This is a genomic window from Pseudomonas sp. GW704-F2 (assembly GCF_059423025.1).
Genome location: NZ_JBWKXO010000018.1, coordinates 109,238 through 135,813, shown reverse-complemented (window position 1 = coordinate 135,813; position 26,576 = coordinate 109,238). Strand labels below are relative to the sequence as shown.

The following is a 26,576-nucleotide window of genomic DNA, read 5'->3' as shown; positions in this document are numbered from 1 at the left end:
AAGAAAAATGCCCGTATCTTGCGATACGGGCATTTTCTTAAACCGAGCGGCAAATTGCTAGGTTTTCACACAGCCTGACATGGTCGCCTTTTTTCGTTTCAAGAGGTCTCGACCTAGAAGTCGTCGACAACCTTGCCGTCCTTGACCTTGAACTCGCGGTTCTGCAGGTAGGCGTTGCGGATGAAGGTGTACTTGTCGCCGGTGATCAACTTCTCGCTGTCGAGCAGGCTGGCACGGGTGTCGACGATGTTCAGGCCGAAGGTGCTGTTGCGCCAGCCGATGTCGTTCATGTAGCGGTACGGTTGGGTGTAGCTGTCCACGTATTTGGACGGCGCGTCGCGCAGGGTGCTTGGGCCCAGCAGCGGCAGCATCACGTAAGGACCGCTGCCGACACCCCAGTAACCGAGGGTTTGGCCGAAGTCTTCATCGCTGCGTTGCAGCCCCATTTTGGTGCCGACGTCGATAAAGCCCAGCACGCCGAAGGTGGTGTTCATCAACAGGCGGGCAGTGTCCACGCCGGCCGCGTGTGGCTTGAGTTGCAACACGTTGTTGGCCAGGTTGCCGACATCGCCGATATTGCGGAAGAAGTTGTGCACGCCGTCCTGCACGAATTGCGGGGTCACAAACTGATAGCCTTGGGCCAATGGTTTGAGGGCGTAGGTATCAACGGTGTCGTTGAAGGTGAAGATCGGGCGGTTGATGCTTTCCCATGGATCATCTTCCGACGCGGCCTGTGCGGCGAAAGGGGCCATCAGGATAACGGCACACACCGAAAACTGAGCGAAGTAGTGGCTCCAGCGCATAGCTTTTGCTCCTTGAATAGTCTGTCATGGGCGCTATGCCCTGAATAAGGCGCCAGTATATGACGGAAGTGTCCTTTTTGGGCAGATGCTAAGAAACGACATACAGAGAATGTACAAAAACCCTACAAAGTGTCATGGGCTTGTCACGCCACTCCGATAGCGTCACAGCTATTTCAAGGATGTCGAAATGCCTCACGCCGAGATTGCCGTCGCCACTGCCCCCACCTTGACCGCCGTGTTGTTCGGCCTGAGTGGCTGCCTGGTCGATTTCGGTTCCCAGGCGCGTACCGATTCACCCTCCCCGCACGCCGAAGCCACGCCAGGTGCGTTGAAGGTCCTGCGCAGCCTCCAGGAACAAGGCGTGCCCTGCGCCTGGCTGGATGAACTGCCGCCCTCGGTGACGACCCCGCTGGCCGCTGCGCTGCCCGATTGGCTCAAGGCCGCATCGCCCTCTTCCATCCGCTGGCCTGCCCCTCATGCATGCTGGCAAGCCTTGATGGAATTGAACATCGAACGCCTGGAAGGCTGCGTGCTGGTCAGCGGTGAGCCGCGCCTGCTGCAATCGGGCCTGAATGCCGGGCTGTGGACTATCGGCCTGGCGTCCTGCGGTTCGCTGTGCGGCCTGGCGCCCGAGCAATGGCAGGCACTGACCGACCAACAACGCGAATACAAACGCGGCAAGGCCACCGTGGCGTTGTATGGGCTGGGGGTGCATTCGGTAATCGATCACCTCGGCGAGCTCGGCACCTGCCTGGCAGACATCAGCCTGCGCCAGCTCAAAGGCGAAAAGCCCTGATTGAGATCATGCACAGACGGCGCCGGTAGATTAATCTACAGCTCCTCTCGTAGACCTTTCTCGGCGTGCCGTGGTCTATGCCAGTGCCTATCGATAAAAGGAACAACACCATGCCTGCCCGCGAAAAACTGCAAGAACAGGTCAATATCCTGCGCGAGCAACTGAATCAGGAACCACCGCTGCCACCCGAAAAACGTGAAGCGCTGGAAGCCTTGCTGGCCAAGTTTGAAGTACAACTTGAACTGGAACCGGCCACCCAGCCGCCCAGCATCGTAGACGATGTGAACCGGGCGGTAGAAGGTTTCGAGTTAGACCATCCGGGCATTGCCGGGACGCTGCGCAATATCGTGATCACCCTGGGCAACATCGGCATTTAACCCGCGCCCAAACCAAGCACAGAACCCAATGTGGGAGGGGGCTTGCCCCCGATTGCAGTGGGTCAGGCACAGAGACTGTGACTGACACTCCGCTATCGGGGGCAAGCCCCCTCCCACATTTTGGTTTGTGTAAAGGTTACTGGCGCGCCAGGCGCAGGTTCTGGAACGGCACCGCCTCAGTACTGCGATACGGGTTGATATCCAACCCACCCCGCCGCACATACCGCGCATATACCGTCAACTTCTCCGGCTTCAGCAGGCGCTGCAAGTCCAGGAAGATCCGCTCCACGCACTGCTCATGGAAGTCCGAGTGCTGGCGAAAGCTCACCAGATACTCCAACAGGCTGGCGTGATCCAGCTGTGCGCCGCGGTATTGCACGGCCACGCTGCCCCAGTCGGGCTGGCTGGTGACCGGGCAGTTGGATTTGAGCAGGTGGCTGTACACGCTCTCCTCGACAATGCGCGAGTCATCGCAACGCAGCAGTTCCGGACGCGGATGTTCGTAGTTGCTGACGCTGATATCCAGGTCATCGATGCACACTCCCGGCAACGCCACCACGCCTTCGGCTTCAACCTCGGCCAGGCTGCGCACGCGCACGCCCACCGGCTTGCCGGCAGCAGCGCTGAGGTCGGTGCGCAACGTCGCCTCCAGACTTTGCGTATCGGCAAACACAGTCTGGTTCAGCGAGTTGAGGTACAGCTTGAAGGACTTGGACTCGATGATATTCGGCGAGTCGGCCGCAATGCTGAATTCACCGATGGCCACCACCGGCTTGCCCGACGGCAGCAGCCAGGACAGTTCGAAGCAGTTCCAGAAATCCACGCCCGTGTACGGCAGGGTCTCGGCGCTCAGGCCCAGCTCGGCCCATTTCGCGGCGCGCGGAATCGGGAACAGCAACGAAGGGGTGTAGGTGGAGATGTATTCACTGGACTTGCCCAGCGGCGAATGTTCGGCTGCGGGATGCATGGCGGAAACCTGGCTAAATTAACCCCACCAGTCTACCAGCCTTTGCCCCCGCCTCTAACAACCGCCGCATCGACACCGTCAGTTGCCGCAGCGGCTCAATCGACGTTGATCTTGCCGACCATGCCCGCCTGGTAGTGCCCGGGAATATTGCAGGCAAACTCCAACCCGGTGGCTTTGCTGAAGGTCCAGGTCAACTCAGCGGTTTTACCCGGTCCGACCAGAACACTGTTGGGGTCATCGTGCTTCATCCCGCCCATATTGCCCATATCGCCGTGCTCCATGGCGCCGTGGTCCATCTTGCCCATGCCGGTGGCGTTCAGCATGCCGCTGGCCTGCATCTGCATCATTTGCTTCTGATGCTCCGCATGCATGGCCGCATCGCCCAGGTTGAACTCATGGAGCAACTGGCCTTTGTTGACCAGCACAAAGCGCACAGTCTCACCGGCCTTTACGTCCAGGGACTTGGGCGAAAAGGACATATCCTGCAGCACCACTTCCACGGTGCGCGTGGCCTTATCAGCAGATGCCGGCTGGCCGAACGCATAGGTGTGGGCCGTGCCGGCCATTGCTCCGACACTCAACGCCAACAGGCAGCCCGCCAACAACAAGGGGGTACGCAATGCCATCTCAATTCTCCAAAGGTGTGGGATCAGTCTGAGGACCACTCTAAGATTGCAGCGCTGCCAGCCAGCTGACTGCTAGATTACAACTTTGTCAGGTTGCGCCCCTCCCCTGGCCACCACGGTATAAAGCCTGACGTGACCCGCCGCCAAGAGCTGCCCATGAAACTGCTGATCGTCGAAGACCAACCCAAAACCGGCCATTACCTGCGCCAAGGCCTGACCGAAGCCGGTTTTACCACCGAGCTGGTGGCCGACGGCACCAGCGGCCAGCACTTGGCGCTGACCGGCGATTACGACCTGCTGATCCTCGATGTGATGCTGCCCGGTCGCAATGGTTGGCAGATCCTACAGGCCGTGCGCAGCGCCGGCCTCGACATCCCGGTGCTGTTTCTCACCGCCCGCGACGCTGTGGAAGACCGCGTACACGGCCTGGAACTGGGCGCCGACGATTATCTGGTCAAGCCGTTCGCCTTCTCCGAACTGCTTGCGCGGGTGCGCAGCCTGTTGCGCCGTGGCAGCAGCGCACCGCAGGAAACCACCCTGCAACTGGCCGACCTGCGCCTGGACCTGATCCGCCGCCGCGTCGAGCGCGACGGCCAGCGCATCGACCTCACCGCCAAGGAGTTCGCCCTGCTCGAACTGCTGCTGCGGCGCCAGGGCGAAGTACTGCCCAAGTCGCTGATCGCGTCCCAGGTGTGGGACATGAACTTTGACAGCGACACCAACATCATCGAAGTGGCGATCCGCCGCCTGCGCCTGAAAGTCGACGACAACTTCCCCAATAAACTCATCCACACCGTGCGCGGCATGGGTTATGTGCTGGAGGAGCGATGCAGTTGATCAATCGCCTGTCCCTGACCAGTCGCCTGGCCCTGCTGTTTGCAGCTTGCACCGCGGTGGTCTCGTTGCTCGCCGGCGTGCTGTTCAACCGGGCCAGCGAGGCGCATTTTGTCGAGCTGGACCAGCAACTGCTCGAAAGCAAACTGGTGGCGCTGCGCAGCACCTTGCAGGGCGTCGACTCACCGCAGCTATTCGCCCAGCGCGAAGCGCAACTGCGTGCCGAGCTCAATCGCCAGCCCGACCTCACAGTACGCATCACCGCCGCCGGCCAGCGCTGGTTTGACGGCGCGCCGGCCATTGCCCTGCCCGAGTCACCCGGCCTGCACAGCCTGCAGAACGCCGGCACCGACTACCGCGTGTACAACGCGCCGCTAAGGCCGGGCCAACCCGACTCGCCGCAACTGAGCCTGATGCTCGACATCACCCACCATCAGCACTTCCTGCAGCGCATGCAGCATTTGATCTGGCTCACAGTCAGCCTCTCGGCCCTGGCCACCGCGCTGCTCGGCGCCTGGGCGGCGCGCAGCGGGCTGCGACCGTTGCGGCGCATGGGCGAAGTGGCCGCCAGCGTGTCGGCCCACTCCCTGACCCAGCGTTTGCCCGAGCAGGGCATGCCGGTGGAACTGGCGGAACTGGCCCAGGCCTTCAACGCCATGCTGGGCCGACTGGACGACGCGTTCCAGCGCCTCTCGGCGTTCTCCGCCGATATCGCCCACGAACTGCGCACGCCTCTGTCGAACCTGTTGACCCACACCCAAGTCATCCTCACCCAGCCGCGCCCGCTGGAGGATTACCGCGAGGCGCTGCACAGCAACCTGGAAGAGTTGCAGTGGATGGCGCAACTGGTGAACGACATGTTGTACCTGGCCAAGGCCGATCACGGGCTGTTGGCGCCCACGCGCGAACCGTTGAAGCTCGCGGATGAAGTGGACGCACTGCTGGAGTTCTTCGTCTTGCTGGCGGAAGACGCACACGTCAGCCTGGTGCGCGAGGGTATGGCTCACACAACCGGCGATCGCGGCATGTTGCGTCGGGCATTGTCGAACCTGCTGGATAACGCGCTGCGCTTTACGCCCGCGGGCGGCGAAGTGCGGGTGCATCTGGCGCAGGGCGCACAAGGCGTGACACTGACAGTGGAGAACAGCGGCGAAGGCATTCCGGCGGAGGTGTTACCGCGGTTGTTCGACCGCTTCTACCGGGCCGACCCGGCGCGGCATGAAGGCAGCAGTGAACACGCAGGGCTGGGGCTGGCGATTACCCAGTCGATTGTGCGGGCGCATGGCGGGCGGATTTATTGCGAGTCTGAGCCGGGGTGGACGCGGTTTGTGATCGAGTTGCCAGGGGGGGTTGATGCAAGCTGTGCCGGCGCTATCGGGAGCAAGCTCCCTCCCACATTTTGAATGTATTCACAGATCAAAATGTGGGAGGGGCTTGCTCCCGATAGCGGTCTTAAATCCTACGAATACCTGAGGGCATGCGCCGGCTCGATCTTCGCCGCCCGATACGCCGGGTAAACCGTGGCCAAAAAGCTCAACACAAACCCGGCCGAGCAGATCAGCAGCACATCCCCACCCTGCAATTGCGAGGGCAGGTTGCTGACGAAGTACACGTCCGAACTGAAGATATGCTGCCCGGTCACGCGCTCCAGCCAACCCACCAGTTCACTGACGTTCAGCGCCGCAATCACGCCCAGCACACCGCCGATCAGGGTGCCGACGATACCGATCACCGTGCCCTGCACCATGAAGATCGCCATGATCTGCCGTGGCGTGGCGCCGATGGTCCGCAGGATCGCGATGTCCGCGCCCTTGTCGTTCACCACCATGATCAACGTGGCGATGATGTTGAACGCCGCCACCGCGACGATCATCAGCAACAGCAGGCCGATCATGGTTTTTTCCATCTTCATCGCGCTGAACAGGCTGCCCTGGGTGTGGGTCCAGTCATCCGCCTTGTAGGCCGCACCGAGGCTGGCGGCGATGTCCGCCGAGACCTTGGGCGCCGCGTACAAGTCCTTCACCGCCAGGCGCACGCTCTGCACCTGGTTCGGCTGCCAATGCTGAATTTCTGCCGCGTCGGCCATATGGATCAACGCCATCGAACCGTCCAGCTCGGCGCCGACCTTGAAGATACCGACCACGTTCAATCGCTGCATGCGCGGGGTGATGCCACCCGGCGCACTGCTGATTTCCGGGACGATCAGGGTCAGCTTGTCGCCCACGTTCAGGCGAAAGCGCCGCGCAGTGATTTCACCGACCACCACGCCGAACTCGCCGGGTTTCAAGTCTTCCAGTTTGCCCTGGACGATATGCTGGGCCACGATCGACACCTTGCCTTCCTGGGCCGGGTCGACGCCGCTGATCTCGATCGGCTGCATCGCGCCCTTGTAGGAGAACATACCGTCCATCTGCGTGAACGGTACTGCGGCGGTCACTTCGGGATTCTTCATCGCCGCCGCGGCCACCGGCTGCCAGTTGTCGATCGGGTTCACGCCGACGATGGTGGCGTGAGGCACCATGCCGAGGATGCGCGAGCTCATTTCGCGTTGAAAGCCATTCATCACCGACAACACCACGATCATCGCCAGCACGCCCAGGGCGAGGCCGATCATCGAGGTCATCGAGATAAACGAAACAAAACGGTTGCGGCGCTTGGCGCGGGTATAGCGCGTGCCGATGAAAATCGATAACGGTCTGAACATTCGCTTGCACCGCCTGAAAAAATGAAAAAACCCGGCGTCATGCACCGGGCTTGAAACAGGTCAGATGGCGACCAGATGACCTTCCTGCAGGTGCAGCACGCGGTCCATCTGCCGGGCCATGCTCATGTCATGGGTCACCACCAGGAACGCGGTACGCATCTGGGTGCTCAGTTCGAGCATCAAGTCCTTGATGCCCTGGGCGGTGTGGGAATCGAGGTTGCCGGTCGGCTCGTCGAGCATCACCAGGCCCGGGTTGTTCACCAGGGCGCGGGCAATCGCCACACGCTGGCGCTCACCGCCGGACAATTCGGCCGGTTTGTGCTCCAGGCGATGGCCGAGGCCAACGCGCTCCAGCAAAGCCTTGGCACGCTGGCGCGCCTCTGGGATCGCGGTCTTGCCGATCAGCAGCGGCATGCACACGTTTTCCAGGGCGGTGAACTCCGGCAACAGGTGGTGGAACTGGTACACGAAACCCAACGAACGGTTGCGCAGTTGGCCGCGGGCCTTTTCGCCGAGGGCCGAGAGTTCTTCGCCGGCCAGCCACACGCTGCCCTGGGACGGCGTATCGAGGCCGCCCAACAGGTTGAGCAAGGTACTTTTGCCGGAACCGGAACTGCCGACGATCGCCACGCGCTCGCCGGGGTGCAGCTCAAGTTGCAGGTTGGACAACACCACCACCGATTCCGGACCTTCCTCGTAGGACTTGCCCAGGTTGCGGCAGCTCAGGATTGCTTTTTCACTCATGCCCGATTCACTCATAACGTAAGGCCTGTGCTGGCTGGGTACGTGCCGCGCGCCAGGCTGGATACAGGGTGGCAAGGAAACTCAGGACCAACGCAGCGCCGCCCACCATCAGCACGTCCTGGGCCTGAACCTGGGACGGCAAGTAATCGATAAAGTAGACGTCGGCATTGAGAAACTTGTGGCCGATCAGGGTTTCGAGGCCGGCGATGGCAGCGCTGACGTTGAGCGCAGCCAGAATGCCCAGCGCGGTGCCGATCAAGGTGCCGACCACGCCGATCACCGTGCCCTGCACCATGAAGATCGCCATGATCTGCCCCGGCGTGGCGCCCAGGGTGCGCAGGATGGCGATGTCGCCCTTCTTGTCGTTCACCACCATCACCAGGGTGGAGATGATGTTGAAGGCCGCGACGGCGACGATCAGCAGCAACAGCAGGCCGATCATGGCTTTTTCCATGCGGATGGCCTGGTACAGGTTGCCGTGGGTACGGGTCCAGTCGCGGGCGTAGTACTGGTTTTCACCCAGGTGCTGGGCGATTTCCCAGGCGCCGCGCGGGGCGTCGAACAAGTCGTTGAACTTCAGGCGCAGGCCCTGCACCTGGTCCGGCTTCCAGCGATGCAGACGCGCCAGGTCGGTGAGGTTGGTCAGGCCGAGGTAGCCGTCGATCTCGCCAGCGCCGACGTGGAAGGTGCCGACCACGGTAAAGCGCTTCATGCGCGGGAACATGCCGGCCGGGGTCACAGTGACTTCCGGGGCGACGAAGGTCAGCTTGTCGCCGATGCCCACGCCGAGCTTGGCCGCGGCCTTGTCGCCGATGACGATACCGAAGCTGCCGGGCGCCAGGTCGTCGAGTTTGCCCTGCAGCATGAACTTGTCGATGATCGAGACCTTGCGCTCCTGGACCGGGTCGATGGCATTGAGCAGGATTTTCTGCACCTTGCCGTCATGGGTCAGCAACCCTTGCATCTGGGTGAACGGCGCCACGGCCACGACCTTGGGGTTCTGCTTGACCTTGTCGGCCAGGCTTTGCCAGTCGCTGATCGGTTCACCCGACTCGATGGTCGCGTGGGGCACCATGCCCAGCACGCGGGTACGCATCTCATGATCGAAGCCGTTCATCACCGACAACACCACGATCATCACGACCACGCCAAGGGCGAGACCGATCATCGAGGTCAAGGAAATGAACGACACAAAATGATTGCGACGCTTTGCACGGGTATAACGCGTGCCAATAAATACGAAGAGAGGTCTGAACATGTCGGGGCTTGTTCGGAGGAAAAGAAGACGTCCCGGTGGCGGGGTCTGGTAAGCAGCTTTACACTCAGACCATTACCGCTACTTTGGGTTCGCCATGTCGACATTAGATGAAGAAGAACGCCGCGAATACTACCGTATCGACGACATGATCGCACTTCAAATCAAAAGCCTGTCCGCCCCCGAAGCGGCGAGCAAGGAAGTGTTGCTGGATGATTCGCCGCTATTCAATCTACTCAGTGAACTGCACCTGAGCGAATTCGAAGCCCAACACCTGTTGCGCCAGCTCAGCGAGAAAGATCGCAGCCTGGCCGCCCTCCTCCGAATCCAGAACAAACGCCTGGATCTGCTCAGCCAGATCATGGCGCGCGGGCTGCTGGACGAAGTCGGCGCACCGCAGCCGGTGATCATTTCCGAAGGCGGCATCGACTTCCAGCACCCGACGCCCCTGGCACTCGACGCCCACCTGGCGGTCAAGCTGGTGCTGATGCCCCAGGCGCTGGGCCTGCTGTTACGGGCGCGGGTCACCCATTGCGATGCCAAGGGCGGCGCTTTTGCCATTGGCACGGAATTCGAATCGATGACCGACGCCCAACGCCAACTGCTGGCGCGCTACATCCTGCAGAAACAGGCGCAGCAACGGCGCCTGGCGCGGGAACAGAGCGACGCCAAAGACACCTGAATTCGTATTCACCCCGCCAGACGACCTGGCGCAAAGGAGCAACTGTGACCCTGATCTACGGCCACCGCGGTGCCAAAGGCGAAGCACCAGAAAACACCCTGACCAGCTTCCAGCAGTGCCTCAAGCACGGTGTACGCCGTTGCGAATTGGATTTGCACCTGTCCATGGACGGCGAACTGATGGTCATCCACGACCCGACCCTCAAGCGCACCGCCGACCGGCGCGGCAAAGTCGTCGAGTATTCGGCGGCAGACCTGGTGAAGATGGACGCCCGCAAAGGCGGCCCCGGCTGGATCAACCCCTGCCCGATCCCGCGCCTGGAAGAGCTGTTCGAAAAGTGCGACTTCGATCACTGGCAACTGGAAGTCAAAAGCGCCTCGCGCACCCGCGCCGCGACCACCGTGCTGGCGATCCGGGAAATGGCCGTGCGCTTCGGCCTCATGGACAAGGTCACAGTGACCTCAAGCTCACGGGAAGTATTGAAAGCGGCGGTGGAACTCACCCCGGACCTGTCGCGCGGGCTGGTGGCCGAATACGCCTGGCTCGACCCGCTGAAGGTCGCGCAAAACTATGGCTGCGAGTTTCTGGCGTTGAACTGGACGTTGTGTACCCCCGAGCGTCTGGAAAAAGCCCAGCGCCAGGGATTGCACGTGTCGGTGTGGACAGTCAACGAACCTGCGCTGATGCGCAGGCTCGCCGACTTCGGCGTAGATAGCCTGATTACAGACTTTCCCGGTTTGGCCACTGCCACGCTCGAGAATTACTGAAATCGGTCTCCCCGGCCGGCTCAGGCCACCGGCCGGAGCCGCTCAAAAAAGCCGGTTGAGGCCGTCGTAGGCCGCGACCCGATAGGCTTCCGCCATGGTTGGGTAGTTGAACGTGGTGTTGACGAAATACTTGAGGGTATTTTGCTCGCCCGGCTGGTTCATGATGGCCTGGCCGATGTGGACGATCTCCGAAGCCTGGTAGCCGAAGCAATGCACGCCGAGGACCTCCAGGGTTTCACGGTGGAACAGAATCTTCAGCATGCCTTGCGGCTCGCCGGCGATCTGCGCACGCGCCATGCTCTTGAAGAACGCCTTGCCCACTTCATAAGGCACCTTGGCCTTGGTCAGTTCGTGTTCGTTCTTACCGATCGAGCTGATCTCCGGAATCGTGTAGATCCCGGTCGGCACGTCGTTCACATAGCGCCAGCTGCCATTGTCGACAATACTGCCGGCGGCCGAACGGCCCTGGTCATGGGCGGCGCTGGCCAGGCTTGGCCAGCCGATCACGTCGCCAGCACCGTAGATATTCGACACGCAGGTGCGATAGTTCTCGTCCACTTCGATCTGGCCACGGTTGTTGACCTTGACCCCGACATTTTCCATGCCCAGCTTGTCGGTGTTGCCGGTACGACCGTTGCACCACAGCAAGGCGTCGGCCTTGATCTTCTTGCCGGACTTGAGGTGCAGGATCACACCGTTGTCCAGGCCTTCGACGCGCTCGTACTCTTCGTTGTGGCGCACAGTGATGTTGTTGTTGCTGAAGTGATAACTCAACGCCTGGGAAATTTCCGAGTCAAGGAAGCTCAGCAACTGCTCACGGTTGTCCACCAGCTCTACCAGCACCCCCAGGCCGCTGAAGATCGAGGCGTATTCGCAGCCGATCACGCCGGCGCCATAGATGATCAGTTTGCGCGGGGTATGGCCCAGGCTGAGGATGGTGTCGCTATCGTAGATACGCGGGTGGAGGAAATCGATATCCACCGGGCGATACGGGCGCGACCCGGTAGCGATGATGATGTGCTTGGCCACCAGCTTCTCGACCACACCGTTGGAGCAGACCACTTCGACGGTTTGCTCGTCGGCGAAGCTGCCGGTGCCGAAGAACAGGTCGACACGGTTACGGGCGTAGTAGCCGGTCCGCGACGCCACCTGCTTGGCGATGACTTTTTCCGCGCTTTTGAGCACGTCCGGGAACGAAAACCAACGCGGCTCGCCAATGGCCCGGAACATCGGATTGGTATTGAACTGCATGATCTGGCGCACTGAGTGACGCAAGGCCTTGGACGGGATGGTACCCAGGTGGGTGCAGTTTCCGCCGACCTGGCGACGGCTATCGACCATTGCCACCTTGCGCCCTGCCTTCGCGGCGTTCATCGCCGCACCTTCTCCAGCCGGGCCGGAACCCAGTACTACCACGTCGTAGTTGTAGACAGCCATGCGTACTCCTCAGAACAGGCCAGGCGCGCGGTTTGACGCCTGGCTAAATCATGCCGCGGCCAGCGGTCATGAAGGACAATTTGGCTCAAGTGTGTGAACCCGGGCACAGTCTATATAAGGCTCAACGCCGCGCACATTAACCCTTGGTCGCGTCGTAGGCCAGTTTTGCCTTTACTACACAACGTGGATTACGGTTTCAGCGCCGTCATCTGTTCGAACGCCTGATTACTGCGAGTGACGAAAACATCCCCCTCGCGCTGCACAAAAAACGCGGCGATCTGGTGCTGTTCGGCGTAATCCCAGCCTTGCTCCGGCCCAAGGATCAACAGCAACGTCGACAGTCCATCGGCCATCAGCGCCGACGGGTGCAACACTGTCACCGATGCCAGTTGATGGGTAATCGGCGCGCCGGTCCGCGCATCCAGGGTGTGGGAATAGCGCCGACCACCCTGCTGGAAATAATTACGATAGTCACCCGATGTGGACACACCAAAGCCGTCTACACGGATGATTTTTTCGGCGACCTGCTGGTCATCGCGAGGCTCTTCCAGCGCGACGCGCCAGGGCGAACCATCCGGTTTGTGGCCGGCAGCCTTGAGTTCGCCGGTGGCTTCGGCGAGGTAGTGATGGATACCCAGACCGCTCAACAGCTCGGCGATACGATCCACCGCGTAACCGGCAGCAATGCTGTTGAAGTCGACCTCGACGGCGGCGTCCTTGCACAGTTGCTCGCCGTCGATGCGCAGATGCTGGTGACCGACCCGTTGACGCACCTCGGCCAGCGTCGCGGCGTCCGGCACCTTGAGTTGCCGGGCCTGGGGCCCGAACCCCCACAGGTTCAGCAGCGGTTCCACCGTCAGGTCGAACGCACCCGCGCTGGCCTGGGACAGTTGCTCGCCGGTACGCACCAGTTGCAGCACCGGCGCGGGCATCGGCTGGCAGCTATTGGCCGGCAGATTGTTGAAACGCTCGATATCCGAGTCGCTGCGGTAGGTCGACAGCTGTCGGTCGACATCCCCCAGGATTTTTTCCACCTGGCGCTGCAGCTCTTTCGGCGTAGGTGCCGTCGAGCTTCTGACATACTGGATCGAATAGGTGCTGCCCATGGTCGGCCCCCCAAACTGCTCCAGCGTATCGCCGCCACAGCCGGCCAGCGCCGCAAAACCGCACACCATCGCTATCTGTCGCAGATTGCCCATAAACCTGATCGCCGTCGAAAAGTGAATTAACCCGCAGGCGTACACCCTGGCAGGACCGCCCATTATGCGGCATGCCGTTATCTGTTTATGGCTGATGTTCGCGCTCCCGGCGCTCACCAATGAGGCGGATCGTCCCACCTTGGCCGGCCACAGTTGACGGCGTATCGCCTGAAAAAATGCATTCCCCTGTAGGCGCGGGCTTGCGCGCGATGCCTCCCACACACCCAAAACCCACAGACAGAAAAAAGCCCCGAACCAGTCGGGGCTTTTTCATTCAACCTGGACGCTTAGCGCGGGAATGCAGGCGGGTTGACCCCAGCCATGTCTTCCATCACGCGAACGACCTGGCAGCTGTAGCCGAACTCGTTGTCGTACCACACGTACAGCACAACACGGTTGTCCTGGGTAATGGTCGCTTCCGCGTCCACCACACCGGCGTGGCGCGAGCCAACGAAGTCGGTGGAGACCACTTCCTGGGAGTTGACGAAGTCGATTTGCTTATGCAGATCGGAGTGCAGCGCCATGTAGCGCAGGTACTCGTTCATCTCGTCGCGGGTAGCGGCTTTCTCAAGGTTCAGGTTGAGAATGGCCATCGACACGTTAGGCGTCGGTACGCGGATCGCGTTACCGGTCAGCTTGCCGGCCAGCTCAGGCAGGGCCTTGGCGGCAGCGGTGGCGGCACCGGTCTCGGTGATCACCATGTTCAGCGCGGCGCTGCGACCACGGCGATTGCCCTTGTGGAAGTTGTCGATCAGGTTCTGGTCGTTGGTGTACGAGTGAACGGTTTCGACGTGGCCGTTGATGATGCCGAACTTGTCATTGACTGCCTTCAGCACCGGCACGATGGCGTTGGTGGTGCAGGAAGCGGCGGACACGATCTTGTCGTCAGCGGTGATTTCCATGTGGTTGATGCCGTGAACGATGTTCTTCAGCTTGCCTTTGCCAGGCGCGGTCAGGACAACGCGGGCAACGCCCGGGCAGGTCAGGTGCTGGCCCAGGCCTTCGGCGTCGCGCCATACGCCGGTGTTATCCACCAGCAGGGCGTCCTTGATGCCGTACTGGGTGTAATCCACCTCGGTCGGGTTCTTCGCGTAGATCACCTGGATCAGGTTACCGTTGGCGGTGATGGTGTTGTTTTCTTCGTCGATGACGATGGTGCCGTTGAACGGACCGTGTACCGAGTCGCGACGCAAGAGGCTCGCGCGCTTGGCCAGGTCGTTCTCGGCGCCCTTGCGTACCACGATGGCGCGCAGGCGCAGGCCGTCGCCGCCACCGGTTTTACCGATCAGGATGCGTGCCAGCAGGCGGCCGATGCGACCGAAGCCGTAGAGCACAACGTCAGTGCCTTTACGGGCGGAGGCGTTCTGCTTGCCGACCACGTCGGCCATTTCTTCACGCACGAATTGCTCGACGGAACGGCCGTTGGCTTCAGCGCGGAACTTGGCGGCCAACTTGCCCAGGTCTACCGAAGCCGCGCCGAGCTTGAGCTCGCTCATGGCTTTGAGCAGAGGGAATGTTTCGTGGACGGAGAGTTCGCTGTCGTTGGTCGAACGATGGCGAGCAAAGCGATGCGCCTTGAGAATCGCGATGACTGACTGGTTGATCAGACTGCGGCCATAGATCGAGCTCACCACATTGTTATTGCGGTACAGCTGACCGATAAGCGGGATCATCGCTTCAGCGAGTGCTTCACGGTCGATCCATTCACCAAGACACTGGTCGGGCTTCTGAGTCACGGGAACCTTCCACATGTAGGGGCTGAAAAAAGGGGCTACATTATGCCGTCCGGCCGCCCCCGGAGCAATGCGCGTCCTACAACAAAACGCGCTTACCCAAAAAAGCCACCTCGCTGCAGCCCAGTAAATACGCGGGTTCCAGAAGGCCACTAGTGGAGCGGGCAGCACGACTTGTCCGTAACCCTCCGAAAACTATATGCATTTTGGCACTACATATTGAGTCAAAACGCGCCATTGTTTGTCTTAGCCACCACATTTCCCGCAAACCGTAATAGGCTCAGTCAGCAACTGACAGGCGGCACCTCGGGCCGTTACAATTACCGACTTTGTCGCAACGCTTGGAGCTCAACCTTCCGTGCCCGTTCTGCGTCTACCGCAACTCCCTGCCGCGGCAGGTAAACAGCACTGGGGCAATTTGCCCGGTGCCGCCCTGAGCCTGGCCATCGCCGAGGCTGCCAGCGCAGCCAAGCGCTTTACCCTGCTGCTTACCGCCGACAGCCAAAGCGCCGAACGGCTGGAGCAGGAGCTGAGCTTCTTCGCCCCCGATTTGCCGGTGCTGCATTTTCCCGACTGGGAAACCCTGCCCTACGACCTGTTCTCGCCGCACCAGGACATCATTTCCCAGCGCATCGCCAGCCTGTACCGCCTGCCGGAACTGGTCCACGGCGTGCTGGTGGTGCCGATCACCACGGCGCTGCACCGCCTGGCGCCGACCAAGTTCCTGCTGGGCAGCAGCCTGGTGCTGGATATCGGCCAGAAGCTCGACGTGGAGCAAATGCGTACACGCCTGGAAGCCAGCGGCTACCGCTGCGTCGACACGGTGTACGAGCACGGCGAATTCGCGGTGCGCGGTGCGCTGATCGACCTGTTCCCGATGGGCAGCAAGTTGCCGTACCGCATCGACCTGTTCGATGACGAAATCGAGACCCTGCGCACCTTCGATCCGGAAAACCAGCGCTCCATCGACAAAGTCGAGTCGATCAAACTGCTGCCGGCACGGGAATTCCCGCTGCAGAAAGACGCGGTGACGCGTTTCAAGGCGCGCTTTCGCGAACGCTTCGACGTCGACTTCCGCCGCTGCCCGATCTTCCAGGACTTGAGCAGCGGGATTACCCCCGCCGGTATCGAGTACTACCTGCCGCTGTTCTTCGACGAAACCTCCACCCTGTTCGACTACCTGCCCCAGGACACCCAGGTGTTCTCGCTGCCGGGCATCGAGCAGGCGGCGGAAAACTTCTGGAGCGACGTGCGCAACCGCTATGAAGAGCGTCGCGTCGATCCGTCCCGTCCTTTATTACCGCCGGCTGAACTGTTCCTGCCGGTGGAAGACTGCTTCGCCCGCCTGAAAAACTGGCCGCGCGTGGTCGCCAGCCAAGAGGATGTGGACGCAGGCAGCGGCCGCACGCGCTTCCCCGCGCAAAACCTGCCGAACCTGGCGATTGAAGCCAAGGCCAGCCAGCCGCTCGAAGCGCTGTCCAACTTCCTCGGCGATTTCGCCGGGCGCGTGCTGTTTACCGCCGAATCGGCCGGGCGCCGCGAAGTGCTGCTGGAGCTGCTGGAACGCCTGAAGCTGCGCCCGAAAACCGTCGACAGCTGGCCGGACTTCGTCGCCGGCAAAGAGCGCCTGGCGATCACCATTGCGCCGCTGGATGAAGGCCTGTTGCTGGACGATCCGGCCCTGGCGCTGATCGCCGAAAGCCCGCTGTTCGGGCAACGGGTGATGCAGCGCCGTCGCCGCGAAAAACGCGCCGACGCCAACAACGACGCGGTGATCAAAAACCTCACCGAACTGCGCGAAGGCGCGCCGGTGGTGCATATTGACCACGGTGTCGGCCGCTACCTGGGCCTGCAAACGCTGGAAATCGACAACCAGGCCGCCGAATTCCTCACCATGGAATACGCCGAAGGCGCCAAGCTGTATGTGCCGGTGGCCAACCTGCACCTGATCGCCCGCTACACCGGCAGCGACGACGCCCTGGCGCCGTTGCACCGCCTGGGTTCCGAGACCTGGCAGAAAGCCAAGCGCAAGGCCGCCGAACAGGTGCGCGACGTCGCCGCCGAGCTGCTCGACATCTATGCCCGTCGCGCCGCCCGCGAGGGTTATGCGTTCGCCGACCCGAAAGCCGACTACGCCACGTTCAGCGCCGGCTTTGCCTTCGAAGAAACCCCGGACCAGCAAACCACCATCGAAGCGGTGCGCGCCGACATGCTCGCGCCCAAGCCGATGGACCGCCTGGTGTGCGGCGACGTAGGCTTCGGCAAGACCGAAGTGGCGATGCGCGCAGCCTTCATCGCGGTGCATGGCGGCAAGCAAGTGGCGATCCTGGTGCCGACCACCCTGCTCGCCCAGCAGCACTACAACAGCTTTCGCGACCGCTTTGCCGACTGGCCGGTGACCGTGGAAGTGATGAGCCGCTTCAAATCCGCCAAGGAAGTGAACGCCGCCGTCGCCGACCTGGCGGAGGGCAAGATCGACATCGTGATCGGCACCCACAAGCTGCTGTCGGACGATGTGAAGATCAAGAACCTGGGCCTGGTGATCATCGACGAAGAACACCGCTTCGGGGTGCGTCAGAAAGAACAGCTCAAGGCCCTGCGCAGCGAGGTCGACATTCTGACCCTCACCGCCACGCCGATTCCGCGCACGCTGAACATGGCGGTGTCGGGCATGCGCGACCTGTCGATCATCGCCACTCCACCGGCGCGGCGCCTGTCGGTACGCACCTTCGTGATGGAGCAGAACAACAGCACGGTCAAGGAAGCGCTGCTGCGCGAATTGCTGCGCGGCGGGCAGGTGTATTACCTGCACAACGATGTGAAAACCATCGAGAAATGCGCCGCCGACCTCGCCGCACTGGTGCCGGAAGCACGCATCGCCATCGGCCACGGGCAAATGCGCGAGCGCGACCTCGAACAGGTGATGAGCGACTTCTACCACAAGCGCTTCAACGTGCTGATCGCCTCGACCATCATCGAGACCGGCATCGACGTGCCGAGCGCCAACACCATCATCATCGAGCGCGCCGACAAGTTCGGCCTGGCACAACTGCATCAACTGCGCGGCCGCGTCGGACGCAGTCACCACCAGGCCTACGCCTACCTGCTGACGCCACCGCGCCAGCAAATCACCGGCGACGCGGAAAAACGCCTGGAAGCCATCGCCAACACCCAGGACCTGGGCGCCGGCTTTGTGCTGGCCACCAACGACCTGGAAATCCGTGGCGCCGGCGAACTGCTCGGCGACGGCCAGAGCGGGCAGATCCAGGCCGTGGGCTTCACCTTATATATGGAGATGCTCGAACGCGCGGTGAAAGCCATCCGCAAGGGCGAGCAACCGAACCTCGACCAACCCCTGGGCGGCGGTCCGGAGATCAACCTGCGCTTGCCGGCATTGATCCCCGAAGACTACCTGCCGGATGTCCACGCGCGACTGATCCTGTACAAGCGCATCGCCTCGGCCACCGACGAAGAAGGCCTCAAAGACCTGCAGGTGGAGATGATCGATCGCTTCGGCCTGTTGCCGGAACCGACCAAGAACCTGGTGCGCCTGACCCTGCTCAAATTGCAGGCCGAGCAACTGGGGATCAAGAAGGTCGATGCCGGGCCGCAGGGCGGGCGCATCGAGTTCGAAGCGCAGACGCCGGTGGACCCGTTGGTGCTGATCAAGCTGATCCAGGGCCAGCCCAACCGGTACAAGTTCGAAGGGGCTACGCTGTTCAAGTTCATGGTGCCGATGGAACGTGCCGAAGAACGCTTCAATACCTTGGAGGCGCTGTTTGAGCGCCTCATCCCGAAATCTGTTTGAAGGACGCCCCAATGCGCGTGTTTCGCATTCTGAGCTTGTTATTAGTGGTACTCGCACCTTCGGCGTTTGCCGACAGCCTGTACCAAGTGGAAATGGTCCTGGTGCGCCAGAACGCGGAGCCGGTGATCAACAGCCGCGCCGCGCCGGAAGACTGGGATGCCGGCGCCGAGCGCCTGGGCGACAGAAGCAGCCCGGCGCGCCTGGGCACGATCGTCGACAAACTCCGCGCAGACGCCAACTACACGGTGCTGGCGCACAAGGCCTGGGAACAGAACCTCGGTGAGCAGCCGGTAAAAATCGCGATCACCGACGGCCGGGAGCAGTTCGGTCAGTTTCCCCTCGAGGGTGTACTGAGCCTGCAACTGGGGCGCTTTACCGATATCGACGCGGACTTCTGGATCAACCAGTTCGACGGCAACGGCAGCGTCATCGCCAGCGAGCACCTGGCACAAAAAGACGTGCGGACCAAAAACAACCAGCTCAACTACCTGGATGGCGGCCACCTGGCGCTGCTGATCAAGATCACTTCGTTGACCGCCAAACAGCCCAGCGCACCGCCCGTCGACTTTCAGGACTGATCCAGCGCCATGCCCCTGACGTCGCCGCTCACCAAGCCCCTGGCCCCTTCGTGGGCCAATCGCTTCAAAGAACAAAGCCTGGAGCGCGGGCGGCGCTATGCCTTGGAGAACCGGGTACGCATCGTCGAGTCGGGCGACAGCACCATCATCGCCAGTTGCGAAGGCTCGGGCAGCAACGTCTACCGGCAGACCATCTCGTTGCGCGAATCGGCCAAGGGCACGCTGATCCTGGTGGACAGCCGCTGCACCTGCCCGGTACACACCAACTGCAAACACATCGCGGCGGTGCTGCTCAAGGTCCAGGAAACCCTGGCCTACCCGGCGGCGGCCCAGGACGCCGAACTGCTGGAAAAACTCCAGGCCGTGCTGGACAACCGCGTGGTGCTGCCGCAGGTGGTGATGGACGACGTGCTGCCCGTGCCGCGCCTATGGCTGGCCAGTGTCGCGTTCAGCGCGTTCGAGCCGCGCAACGGCAAGATGCAGCGCTATATCCAGCACCGTGCGGCGCTGTCGTTCAACTATCTGGGCAACTACGTCAGCGGGCAAAAGAACGCCGACATCATCGTCCGCCAGGAAACCCAGAGCCTGCGGATCAAGCGGCACCCCGAGCTGGAACAGCGCTATCGCGAACAACTGCGCCTGCTCGGTTTCAAGATCGCCACGCGCCAGAGCAAAGCGTTGCCGGAAAGTGCCGGCGAACTGTTCGAGATGATCAATGACAGCGCCTGGCTGAACTTCACCCTCAACGCATCGCCGACACTGCGGGCCGAAGGTTGGGAGTTGCAGATCGACGACGACTTCGGCTTCGACCTGAGCCCGGTGGACGACTGGTATGCCACCGTCGACGACGGGCCGGAGCGCGACTGGTTCGACCTGGAACTGGGGATCATCGTCAACGGCGAACGCCTGAGCCTGCTGCCGATCCTGCTCAACCTGATGCGTTCGCACACCGAAATCCTCAACCCGGAAAAACTCGCACGCCGCCGCGATGACGAACTGATCCTGGTCAACATCCCCGGCCTGCCCAACGGTGGCCACGGCCCGCTGCAAGTGGCGCTGCCCTACGGCCGCCTGAAACCCGTCCTGGCCACCCTCGGCGAGTTCTACCTACAGGAACCCGGCACCACCACGCTGCGCCTGGCCAAGGCCGACGCGATCCGCCTCAACCCGCTGGAAGACCTGCCCCTGCAATGGGAAGGCGGCGAGAAGATCCGCACCTTCGCCCAGCGCCTGCGCGACATCAAGGATTTCACCTGCGTCGCGCCCGAAGGCTTGAACGCGACCTTGCGCCCCTATCAGCTGGAGGGCTTGAGCTGGATGCAGTCACTGCGCCAGCTGGAAGTGGGCGGCATTCTTGCGGACGACATGGGCCTGGGCAAAACCTTACAGACCTTGGCGCATATTCTCAGCGAGAAGATCGCCGGGCGCCTGGACCGCCCGTGCATGGTGGTGATGCCCACCAGCCTGATCCCCAACTGGCTCGACGAGGCCGCGCACTTCACGCCGCAACTCAAGGTCCTGGCGCTGTATGGCGCCACCCGCAAAAAGCACTTCGCGAACCTGCAGGACTACGACCTGCTGCTGACCACGTATGCGTTGCTGCCCAAAGACATCGAGCAACTCGCCGCCCTGCCCTTGCATGTGCTGATCCTCGACGAAGCGCAGTACATCAAGAACCCTTCGAGCAAGGCGGCCCAGGCGGCGCGTGAGCTGAACGCACGGCAGCGCCTGTGCCTGAGCGGCACCCCGCTGGAAAACCACCTGGGCGAGCTGTGGTCGCTGTTCCACTTCCTGTTGCCGGGCTGGTTGGGCGACGTGAAAAGCTTCAACCGCGACTACCGCGTGCCGATTGAAAAACGCGCCAGCGATGTACGATTGCAGCACCTGAACGGTCGGATCAAACCGTTCCTGCTGCGCCGTACCAAGGAACAGGTGGCGACGGAATTACCGCCGAAAACCGAGATCATCCACTGGGTCGAGCTCAATGAGGCCCAGCGCGACGTGTACGAAACCATGCGCCTGGCCATGGACAAAAAAGTCCGCGATGAGATCACCCGCAAAGGCGTGGCGCGCAGCCAGATCATCATTCTTGAAGCGCTGCTCAAGCTGCGCCAGGTGTGCTGCGATTTGCGCCTGGTCAACGATGCCACCCTGCCGACGCGCGGCAGCAGCTCGGGCAAGCTCGACAGCTTGATGGAAATGCTCGAAGAGCTGTTTGCCGAAGGGCGCCGGATTCTGTTGTTCTCCCAGTTCACCTCGATGCTGAGCCTGATTGAACTCGAGCTGAAAAAACGCGGCGTCGCCTATGCGCTGCTGACCGGCCAGACCCGCGATCGGCGCACGCCGGTGAAAGACTTCCAGAGCGGCAAGCTGCAGATCTTTCTGATCAGCCTGAAGGCGGGTGGCGTAGGACTCAACCTGACCGAAGCCGACACCGTGATTCACTATGACCCGTGGTGGAACCCGGCCACGGAAAACCAGGCCACCGACCGTGCGTATCGCATCGGCCAGGAGAAGCCGGTGTTCGTCTACAAGATGATTGCACGGGGCACGGTGGAGGAGAAAATCCAGCACCTGCAGAAGGAAAAGTCCGACCTTGCAGCGGGCGTGCTGGACGGGCGGACCACCGGGGATTGGCAGTTGGGCAACGAAGAGATCGAGGCGCTATTTGCGCCGCTGCCCAACAAACAAGAAAAACGCTGACGGTTAGATCGCCCTCGCGGCCAGCGCATCGCCACATTCAACCGCACTTCGACAGAATGTACACAATCAAGTGTAGGAGCGGGCTTGCCCGCGATAGGCGCGCCGCCGTTTCAATCGATCAACTGCGCATCCTGCAACGCGCCGAGCGCCACCAGCCAACGCGGGTCTTGCTTATACTCCGTCGACGCAACCGCCTGCCCACGCATCCGTGCGATCCGCGCCGATGGCGTGACCCTCATCCGCTGGGTCGCGCTCAGCGCCAGTTCGGCAGCCGCCCGATCGTTGCACACCAGGCCCATGTCGCACCCCGCCGTCAGTGCGGCCTCAATACGGCTGGCCGCATCCCCGACCACGTGGGCGCCAGCCATGGACAGGTCGTCGCTGAAAATCACCCCGTCAAATTGCAATTCGCCGCGCAGGATGTCCTGCAACCAGCGGCGCGAGAAACCGGCCGGCTGGGCGTCGACTTGCGGGTAAATGACGTGGGCTGGCATCACCGCCGCCAATTGCCGGCTCAGGCGTGCGAAAGGTACCAGGTCATTGGCGCGAATCTGTTCCAGGCTGCGTTCGTCATTGGGAATCGCAACGTGGGAATCGGCCTCAGCCCACCCGTGCCCCGGGAAGTGCTTGCCGGTGGCGGCCATGCCGGCGCTGTTCATGCCGCGGATAAACGCCCCGGCAAGCACCGCGGCGCGCTCGGGGTTGCCCTCGAAGGAACGGCTGCCGACCACGGCGCTGCGCTGGTAGTCCAGGTCCAGCACGGGGGCGAAGCTCAGGTCCAGGCCGACGGCCAGGACTTCAGTGGCCATGATCCAGCCACACTGTTCGGCGAGGTATTCAGCGTTAGGGTGATCCGCCAGCGCGCGCATGGCCGGCAGGCGCACAAAACCCTGGCGCAGGCGCTGCACGCGACCGCCCTCCTGGTCGACCGCCAGCAGCAGGTCCGGGCGCACGGCACGAATCGCCGCGCTCAATTCCCGCACCTGACGCGGATGCTCGATATTGCGCGCAAAAATGATCAGGCCGCCCACCTCAGGCTGGCGCAACAGGTGGCGATCCTCGGCCGTCAGCCAGGTGCCGGCAACGTCGACCATCAAAGAACCTTGCAGGGCAGCAGTCATAAACCTTCCTTAAATAACGCACACAACCCATTGCCCTCGCGGCGCGGCGGGCGCGGCAAGAACAATGGGTTGCGAGTAAATAGCTGAATTCGGCATGGGCGGCTAGCTTAGCGGATGCTGGCGGCCGCGCACACCCGGGGCGGTCAAACCTTCGCGGGGACTGGCGTCGATTTGCTGCGCGGACGCAATTGCGCGGCGGCCATGGTCTGGTCGGTCACGCCGGTTTCGGCGCGCATGCCGGCAGCGAGGAACGGCACCATCAGGCGCATCACCTGCTCGATGGAGGTGTTGACGCCAAAGTCAGTCTCGGCAATCGCCCGCAAGGCCTTGATCCCGGACATGCTGAATGCCGCCGCGCCGAGCATGAAGTGTACGCGCCAGAACAATTCGATCGGCGGGATGCGCGGGGCGGCTTCGTTGACCAGCAACATATAGCGGCGGAACACCTTGCCGTACATGTCTTCCAGGTAGCGGCGCAGGTGGCCCTGGCTCTGGCTGAACGCCAGGCCCAACAGGCGCATGAAGATCGACAGGTCGTTGCCGCTGCGTGGCTGCACCACCAGCGCTTGCTCAACGAGGATTTCCAGCAGTTCTTCCAGGCTTGGCTTATGGTCGGCCTTGGCCTGGCGGCGTTCGAGCTCACGGTCGAGACTGGCGCAGAACGGCCCCAGGAAACGCGAGAACACCGCCTGGATCAGGGCTTTTTTCGAGCCGAAATGGTAGTTCACGGCGGCGAGGTTGACCCCGGCCTTGCTGGTGATCAGCCGCAATGAGGTTTCAGCAAATCCTTTTTCCGCGAACAATTGCTCGGCAGCATCGAGAATGCGTTCAACGGTTTCCGACTGGGCCATGGCTACTCCGCCTGACAAACACTTGTTTGAAACATACGTTTCAGCTTGTGTCTTGTCAAGCCTGCGGGTTCGCTTTCCGGCCAGGCAGTCATCTATTTGAACGCTATTTAATCACATCCTTTCAACTCTGTAGGCAGCGCTGTCTTTACGTTGTAGGAGGGCTGACGAATGACCGTCCAGCGGACGCGCAAAAAAGGATGATTGCCAAGCGCAGTCCACTGTATATAATCCCAGTCACTGTATAAAAAGACAGAGCGATCAACATGCTAAAACTGACGCCACGCCAAGCTGAGATTCTGGCTTTTATCAAGCGCTGCCTCGACGACAACGGCTACCCGCCGACGCGCGCGGAAATTGCGCTGGAACTGGGGTTCAAATCCCCCAACGCCGCCGAAGAACACCTCAAGGCCCTCGCTCGCAAAGGCGCGATCGAGATGACCCCGGGCGCTTCGCGGGGCATTCGCATTCCCGGTTTCGAAGCCAAGGCCGACGAATCGACCCTGCCGATCATCGGCCGCGTCGCTGCCGGCGCGCCGATCCTGGCGCAACAGCACGTCGAGGAATCCTGCAACATCAACCCGACCTTCTTCCACCCTCGCGCCGACTACCTGTTGCGGGTCCATGGCATGAGCATGAAGGACGTGGGCATTTTCGACGGTGACCTGCTGGCCGTCCACACCACTCGTGAAGCCCGTAACGGCCAGATCGTCGTCGCCCGCATCGGCGATGAAGTCACCGTCAAACGCTTCAAGCGCGAAGGCAGCAAGGTCTGGCTCCTGGCCGAGAACCCTGAGTTCGCCCCGATCGAAGTCAACCTGAAAGACCAGGACCTGGTGATCGAAGGCCTGAGCGTCGGCGTCATTCGCCGCTAAAGGAGGCATCATGCAGCTCGTGCACACCCCACAACACACACAACTGTCGCTGTTCGAGGCCTTCATGGCCCAACCCCTTGCGCCCATCCTCAAAGAAACGGTCGAGGCGCCCTGGTGCGCCGAGCCTGAGGCGTTCAGTGAACTGTCGTTGCGCGGTGCGGCCGGGAGCTGCCTGAGCCTGCTGGCGCCGATCCTGCGCGAACTGAGCGAGGAACAGGATGCACGCTGGTTGACGCTGATCGCCCCACCCGCCAGCCTGACCCAGGCTTGGCTGCGGGACGCCGGTCTCAACCGCGAGCGCATCCTGTTGCTGCAACCACGCGGCGCACAAAGTGCCCAGCAGTTGACCTGCGAAGCCCTGCGCCTGGGCCGCAGCCATACAGTGGTGAGCTGGTTGAACCCGCTGAATGCCAACGCCAAGCAACAGTTGATCAGCGCTGCGCGTACCGGCAATGCGCAGAGCTTGAATATTCGTTTGGGGTAATTCGAGGTGCCGCAGGCTAGCCCTGTGGCAAGGGAGCTTGCTCCCATTGGACGGTGCAGCAATCGCATGTTCAGGGCCGCTTAGCGCCCCAGCGGGAGCAAGCTCCCACGCCACACTCAGTGCAGAACCCGTGGACCGTCTTCTTTCTCCGGTTCGCCTTCCGCCAGGCGGCCTGCCATCTGTACGCCAACGCTCAACATGGCTTTTGCCACTTCCACGTGCTGGCCTTGCAGGAACGCCTTGGCGTCTTCGGAAAAGTCCAAGATAACCAGAGAACCCTCGTCCTCAGCCCGGCGCAGCTCGATTCGGCCGTCAGGCAATTCAACAATTTCCAGAAAGGACGTTGGCATAAAAGTCTGTTCTCCACGAAAGGCCGGGATTATATCAGTCATCTGCCGGGCCTCGCAGTGGATCTGGCGAGGTTTCTTTACGGCTGGATGAATGGTGCTTAGTGAGAGCAAGCCCACTGCCACAATTTTGATTGGCACCCATCTGCGCAGGTGCCTTGGCTGTCAGCTCGCAATGATCACCGGCTCAACGAGCGTGTCTCAGCACTCGTTCAAACCTTCACGAAACCGCAGCGCCATGTTTTTCAGCTCCTGGCGCCAGCCTTCAAGCTCTTCGCGGCTCAACGGCTTCGGCTCATCCTCTTCCAGCGACAGCGCCACGATCAACGGCTGGGTCACATCGCCCTTGGGCACATGGGGAACACGTGGCGGCTGGAACATATCGGCATGCGCCTTGAGCAGGCGTGCCACCCAACTGTCGGGGCTTTGCGCCATTTCCACCAATTCGGCGAGTTCAGGGATCGCCATGGCGTCCAGCACTTCGCGATTCATGATCATTTCCGCACGCGGCGAACCGGCCTGGGGCAAACGGTAGAACCCGGCGATTTCATGACACAGCCCGAGCAAGGCGCCGTACAGGTGGAACAGGGCCGCCTCACGCCCCGCCTGGACCAGCGCGATGGCGTTCATCTCCTTCCCTTCCTCGGCACGGCCAAGGGCTTCCAGGGACAAACCCGCGAAGTAAATTTTCTGGTTGGTACGGGTATAGAGTTCGTTGGCCATGACGGCAATCTCCACAACGAATAGGCGTAATGCTGGTATGTAGGAGCGGGCTTGCTCGCGAAAAACCTGGGGGCGCCGTGGGGCATCAGGTTTTTCGCGTAATCGTTAGCGACCTTCGCGAGCAAGCTCGCTCCTACAGCAAGCAAAAGCCGTCTATGCAGACGG

Annotated in this window: 24 protein-coding genes; 11 read left to right on the top strand and 13 right to left on the bottom strand. The window is 61.7% G+C overall.

Annotation, left to right across the window (positions count from 1 at the left end):
- Nucleotides 1-113: 113 nt before the first annotated feature.
- Nucleotides 114-752, bottom strand: coding sequence for an MlaA family lipoprotein (locus tag AC07W0_RS17125; protein WP_370737570.1), 639 nt, complete (start codon nucleotides 750-752; stop codon nucleotides 114-116).
- Nucleotides 753-990: 238 nt separating this feature from the next.
- Here AC07W0_RS17125 and pcrP point away from each other — a divergent pair, with 238 nt between their 5' ends.
- Complete coding sequence (pcrP, locus tag AC07W0_RS17120; protein WP_017848894.1) at nucleotides 991-1,599, top strand: HAD superfamily inactivated hydrolase PcrP; 609 nt, start codon at nucleotides 991-993, stop codon at nucleotides 1,597-1,599.
- Between the two features lie 110 nt (nucleotides 1,600-1,709).
- Nucleotides 1,710-1,976 (top strand): DUF4404 family protein, encoded by a 267-nt coding sequence (locus AC07W0_RS17115; protein ID WP_017848895.1) that lies wholly within the window; start codon nucleotides 1,710-1,712, stop codon nucleotides 1,974-1,976.
- A 136-nt stretch (nucleotides 1,977-2,112) separates the two neighbouring features.
- Here the strand turns inward: AC07W0_RS17115 and queF are convergent, their stop codons facing one another.
- Nucleotides 2,113-2,943 (bottom strand): NADPH-dependent 7-cyano-7-deazaguanine reductase QueF, encoded by an 831-nt coding sequence (gene queF, locus AC07W0_RS17110; RefSeq protein ID WP_046490437.1) that lies wholly within the window; start codon nucleotides 2,941-2,943, stop codon nucleotides 2,113-2,115.
- A 95-nt stretch (nucleotides 2,944-3,038) separates the two neighbouring features.
- Complete coding sequence (gene copI, locus AC07W0_RS17105; RefSeq protein ID WP_102617708.1) at nucleotides 3,039-3,569, bottom strand: copper-resistant cuproprotein CopI; 531 nt, start codon at nucleotides 3,567-3,569, stop codon at nucleotides 3,039-3,041.
- Nucleotides 3,570-3,725: 156 nt separating this feature from the next.
- On the opposite strand from copI, the gene AC07W0_RS17100 reads away from it, so the two are divergent.
- A complete protein-coding gene (locus AC07W0_RS17100; RefSeq protein WP_017848791.1) occupies nucleotides 3,726-4,406 on the top strand; it encodes a heavy metal response regulator transcription factor in 681 nt (226 codons plus the stop codon).
- The gene (locus tag AC07W0_RS17095; RefSeq protein WP_102617710.1) at nucleotides 4,403-5,806 is read left to right on the top strand and encodes a heavy metal sensor histidine kinase; all 1,404 of its coding nucleotides are present in this window, start codon (nucleotides 4,403-4,405) and stop codon (nucleotides 5,804-5,806) included. Before AC07W0_RS17100 ends, AC07W0_RS17095 begins: the two co-directional genes overlap by 4 nt.
- A 56-nt stretch (nucleotides 5,807-5,862) precedes the next feature.
- Here AC07W0_RS17095 and AC07W0_RS17090 read toward each other — a convergent pair whose 3' ends face one another.
- Genes AC07W0_RS17090 through AC07W0_RS17080 form a run of 3 tightly spaced genes read right to left on the bottom strand, consistent with a single transcriptional unit; the run spans nucleotide 5,863 to nucleotide 9,109 of the window.
- Nucleotides 5,863-7,107, bottom strand: a complete 1,245-nt coding sequence (locus tag AC07W0_RS17090; protein WP_017848789.1) for a lipoprotein-releasing ABC transporter permease subunit — start codon at nucleotides 7,105-7,107, stop codon at nucleotides 5,863-5,865.
- A gap of 60 nt (nucleotides 7,108-7,167) precedes the next feature.
- On the bottom strand, nucleotides 7,168-7,851 hold the full coding sequence (lolD, locus tag AC07W0_RS17085) for a lipoprotein-releasing ABC transporter ATP-binding protein LolD (RefSeq protein WP_017477213.1): 684 nt from the start codon (nucleotides 7,849-7,851) through the stop codon (nucleotides 7,168-7,170).
- A gap of 7 nt (nucleotides 7,852-7,858) precedes the next feature.
- On the bottom strand, nucleotides 7,859-9,109 hold the full coding sequence (locus AC07W0_RS17080) for a lipoprotein-releasing ABC transporter permease subunit (protein ID WP_046490435.1): 1,251 nt from the start codon (nucleotides 9,107-9,109) through the stop codon (nucleotides 7,859-7,861).
- Nucleotides 9,110-9,203: 94 nt separating this feature from the next.
- On the opposite strand from AC07W0_RS17080, the gene AC07W0_RS17075 reads away from it, so the two are divergent.
- Both AC07W0_RS17075 and AC07W0_RS17070 read left to right on the top strand, forming a co-directional pair.
- Nucleotides 9,204-9,788 carry a PilZ domain-containing protein gene (locus AC07W0_RS17075; protein WP_046490432.1) on the top strand — a complete coding sequence of 195 codons (585 nt, stop codon included), beginning with the start codon at nucleotides 9,204-9,206 and terminating at the stop codon, nucleotides 9,786-9,788.
- A gap of 44 nt (nucleotides 9,789-9,832) precedes the next feature.
- On the top strand, nucleotides 9,833-10,555 hold the full coding sequence (locus AC07W0_RS17070) for a glycerophosphodiester phosphodiesterase (RefSeq protein ID WP_017848786.1): 723 nt from the start codon (nucleotides 9,833-9,835) through the stop codon (nucleotides 10,553-10,555).
- Between the two features lie 42 nt (nucleotides 10,556-10,597).
- Here AC07W0_RS17070 and sthA read toward each other — a convergent pair whose 3' ends face one another.
- From sthA to AC07W0_RS17055, 3 genes are all read right to left on the bottom strand, one after another.
- Entirely contained in the window at nucleotides 10,598-11,992 is a 1,395-nt protein-coding gene (gene sthA, locus AC07W0_RS17065; RefSeq protein ID WP_017848785.1) for a Si-specific NAD(P)(+) transhydrogenase, read from the bottom strand.
- Nucleotides 11,993-12,180: 188 nt separating this feature from the next.
- Complete coding sequence (locus tag AC07W0_RS17060) at nucleotides 12,181-13,191, bottom strand: FAD:protein FMN transferase (RefSeq protein ID WP_017848784.1); 1,011 nt, start codon at nucleotides 13,189-13,191, stop codon at nucleotides 12,181-12,183.
- Between the two features lie 287 nt (nucleotides 13,192-13,478).
- The gene (locus AC07W0_RS17055; RefSeq protein ID WP_026140244.1) at nucleotides 13,479-14,942 is read right to left on the bottom strand and encodes a glyceraldehyde-3-phosphate dehydrogenase; all 1,464 of its coding nucleotides are present in this window, start codon (nucleotides 14,940-14,942) and stop codon (nucleotides 13,479-13,481) included.
- Between the two features lie 340 nt (nucleotides 14,943-15,282).
- Here AC07W0_RS17055 and mfd point away from each other — a divergent pair, with 340 nt between their 5' ends.
- Genes mfd through AC07W0_RS17040 form a run of 3 tightly spaced genes read left to right on the top strand, consistent with a single transcriptional unit; the run spans nucleotide 15,283 to nucleotide 22,013 of the window.
- A complete protein-coding gene (mfd, locus tag AC07W0_RS17050; protein WP_026140243.1) occupies nucleotides 15,283-18,732 on the top strand; it encodes a transcription-repair coupling factor in 3,450 nt (1,149 codons plus the stop codon).
- A gap of 11 nt (nucleotides 18,733-18,743) precedes the next feature.
- On the top strand, nucleotides 18,744-19,310 hold the full coding sequence (locus AC07W0_RS17045) for a CsiV family protein (RefSeq protein WP_017848781.1): 567 nt from the start codon (nucleotides 18,744-18,746) through the stop codon (nucleotides 19,308-19,310).
- Between the two features lie 9 nt (nucleotides 19,311-19,319).
- Nucleotides 19,320-22,013, top strand: coding sequence for a DEAD/DEAH box helicase (locus tag AC07W0_RS17040; protein WP_102617707.1), 2,694 nt, complete (start codon nucleotides 19,320-19,322; stop codon nucleotides 22,011-22,013).
- A 110-nt stretch (nucleotides 22,014-22,123) separates the two neighbouring features.
- Here AC07W0_RS17040 and nagZ read toward each other — a convergent pair whose 3' ends face one another.
- Both nagZ and AC07W0_RS17030 read right to left on the bottom strand, forming a co-directional pair.
- A complete protein-coding gene (nagZ, locus tag AC07W0_RS17035) occupies nucleotides 22,124-23,134 on the bottom strand; it encodes a beta-N-acetylhexosaminidase (RefSeq protein ID WP_102617706.1) in 1,011 nt (336 codons plus the stop codon).
- 143 nt (nucleotides 23,135-23,277) lie between these two features.
- Nucleotides 23,278-23,985, bottom strand: a complete 708-nt coding sequence (locus AC07W0_RS17030; RefSeq protein ID WP_017848778.1) for a TetR/AcrR family transcriptional regulator — start codon at nucleotides 23,983-23,985, stop codon at nucleotides 23,278-23,280.
- Between the two features lie 263 nt (nucleotides 23,986-24,248).
- On the opposite strand from AC07W0_RS17030, the gene lexA reads away from it, so the two are divergent.
- Nucleotides 24,249-24,857 carry a transcriptional repressor LexA gene (gene lexA, locus AC07W0_RS17025; protein ID WP_003172575.1) on the top strand — a complete coding sequence of 203 codons (609 nt, stop codon included), beginning with the start codon at nucleotides 24,249-24,251 and terminating at the stop codon, nucleotides 24,855-24,857.
- A gap of 10 nt (nucleotides 24,858-24,867) precedes the next feature.
- A complete protein-coding gene (gene sulA, locus AC07W0_RS17020; protein ID WP_102617705.1) occupies nucleotides 24,868-25,341 on the top strand; it encodes an SOS-induced cell division inhibitor SulA in 474 nt (157 codons plus the stop codon).
- A 116-nt stretch (nucleotides 25,342-25,457) separates the two neighbouring features.
- Here the strand turns inward: sulA and AC07W0_RS17015 are convergent, their stop codons facing one another.
- On the bottom strand, nucleotides 25,458-25,691 hold the full coding sequence (locus AC07W0_RS17015) for a hypothetical protein (protein ID WP_017254451.1): 234 nt from the start codon (nucleotides 25,689-25,691) through the stop codon (nucleotides 25,458-25,460).
- A gap of 198 nt (nucleotides 25,692-25,889) precedes the next feature.
- Nucleotides 25,890-26,411: a DUF6586 family protein gene (locus AC07W0_RS17010; protein WP_017848776.1), complete on the bottom strand. Its 522-nt coding sequence runs from the start codon at nucleotides 26,409-26,411 to the stop codon at nucleotides 25,890-25,892.
- Nucleotides 26,412-26,576: the final 165 nt, after the last annotated feature.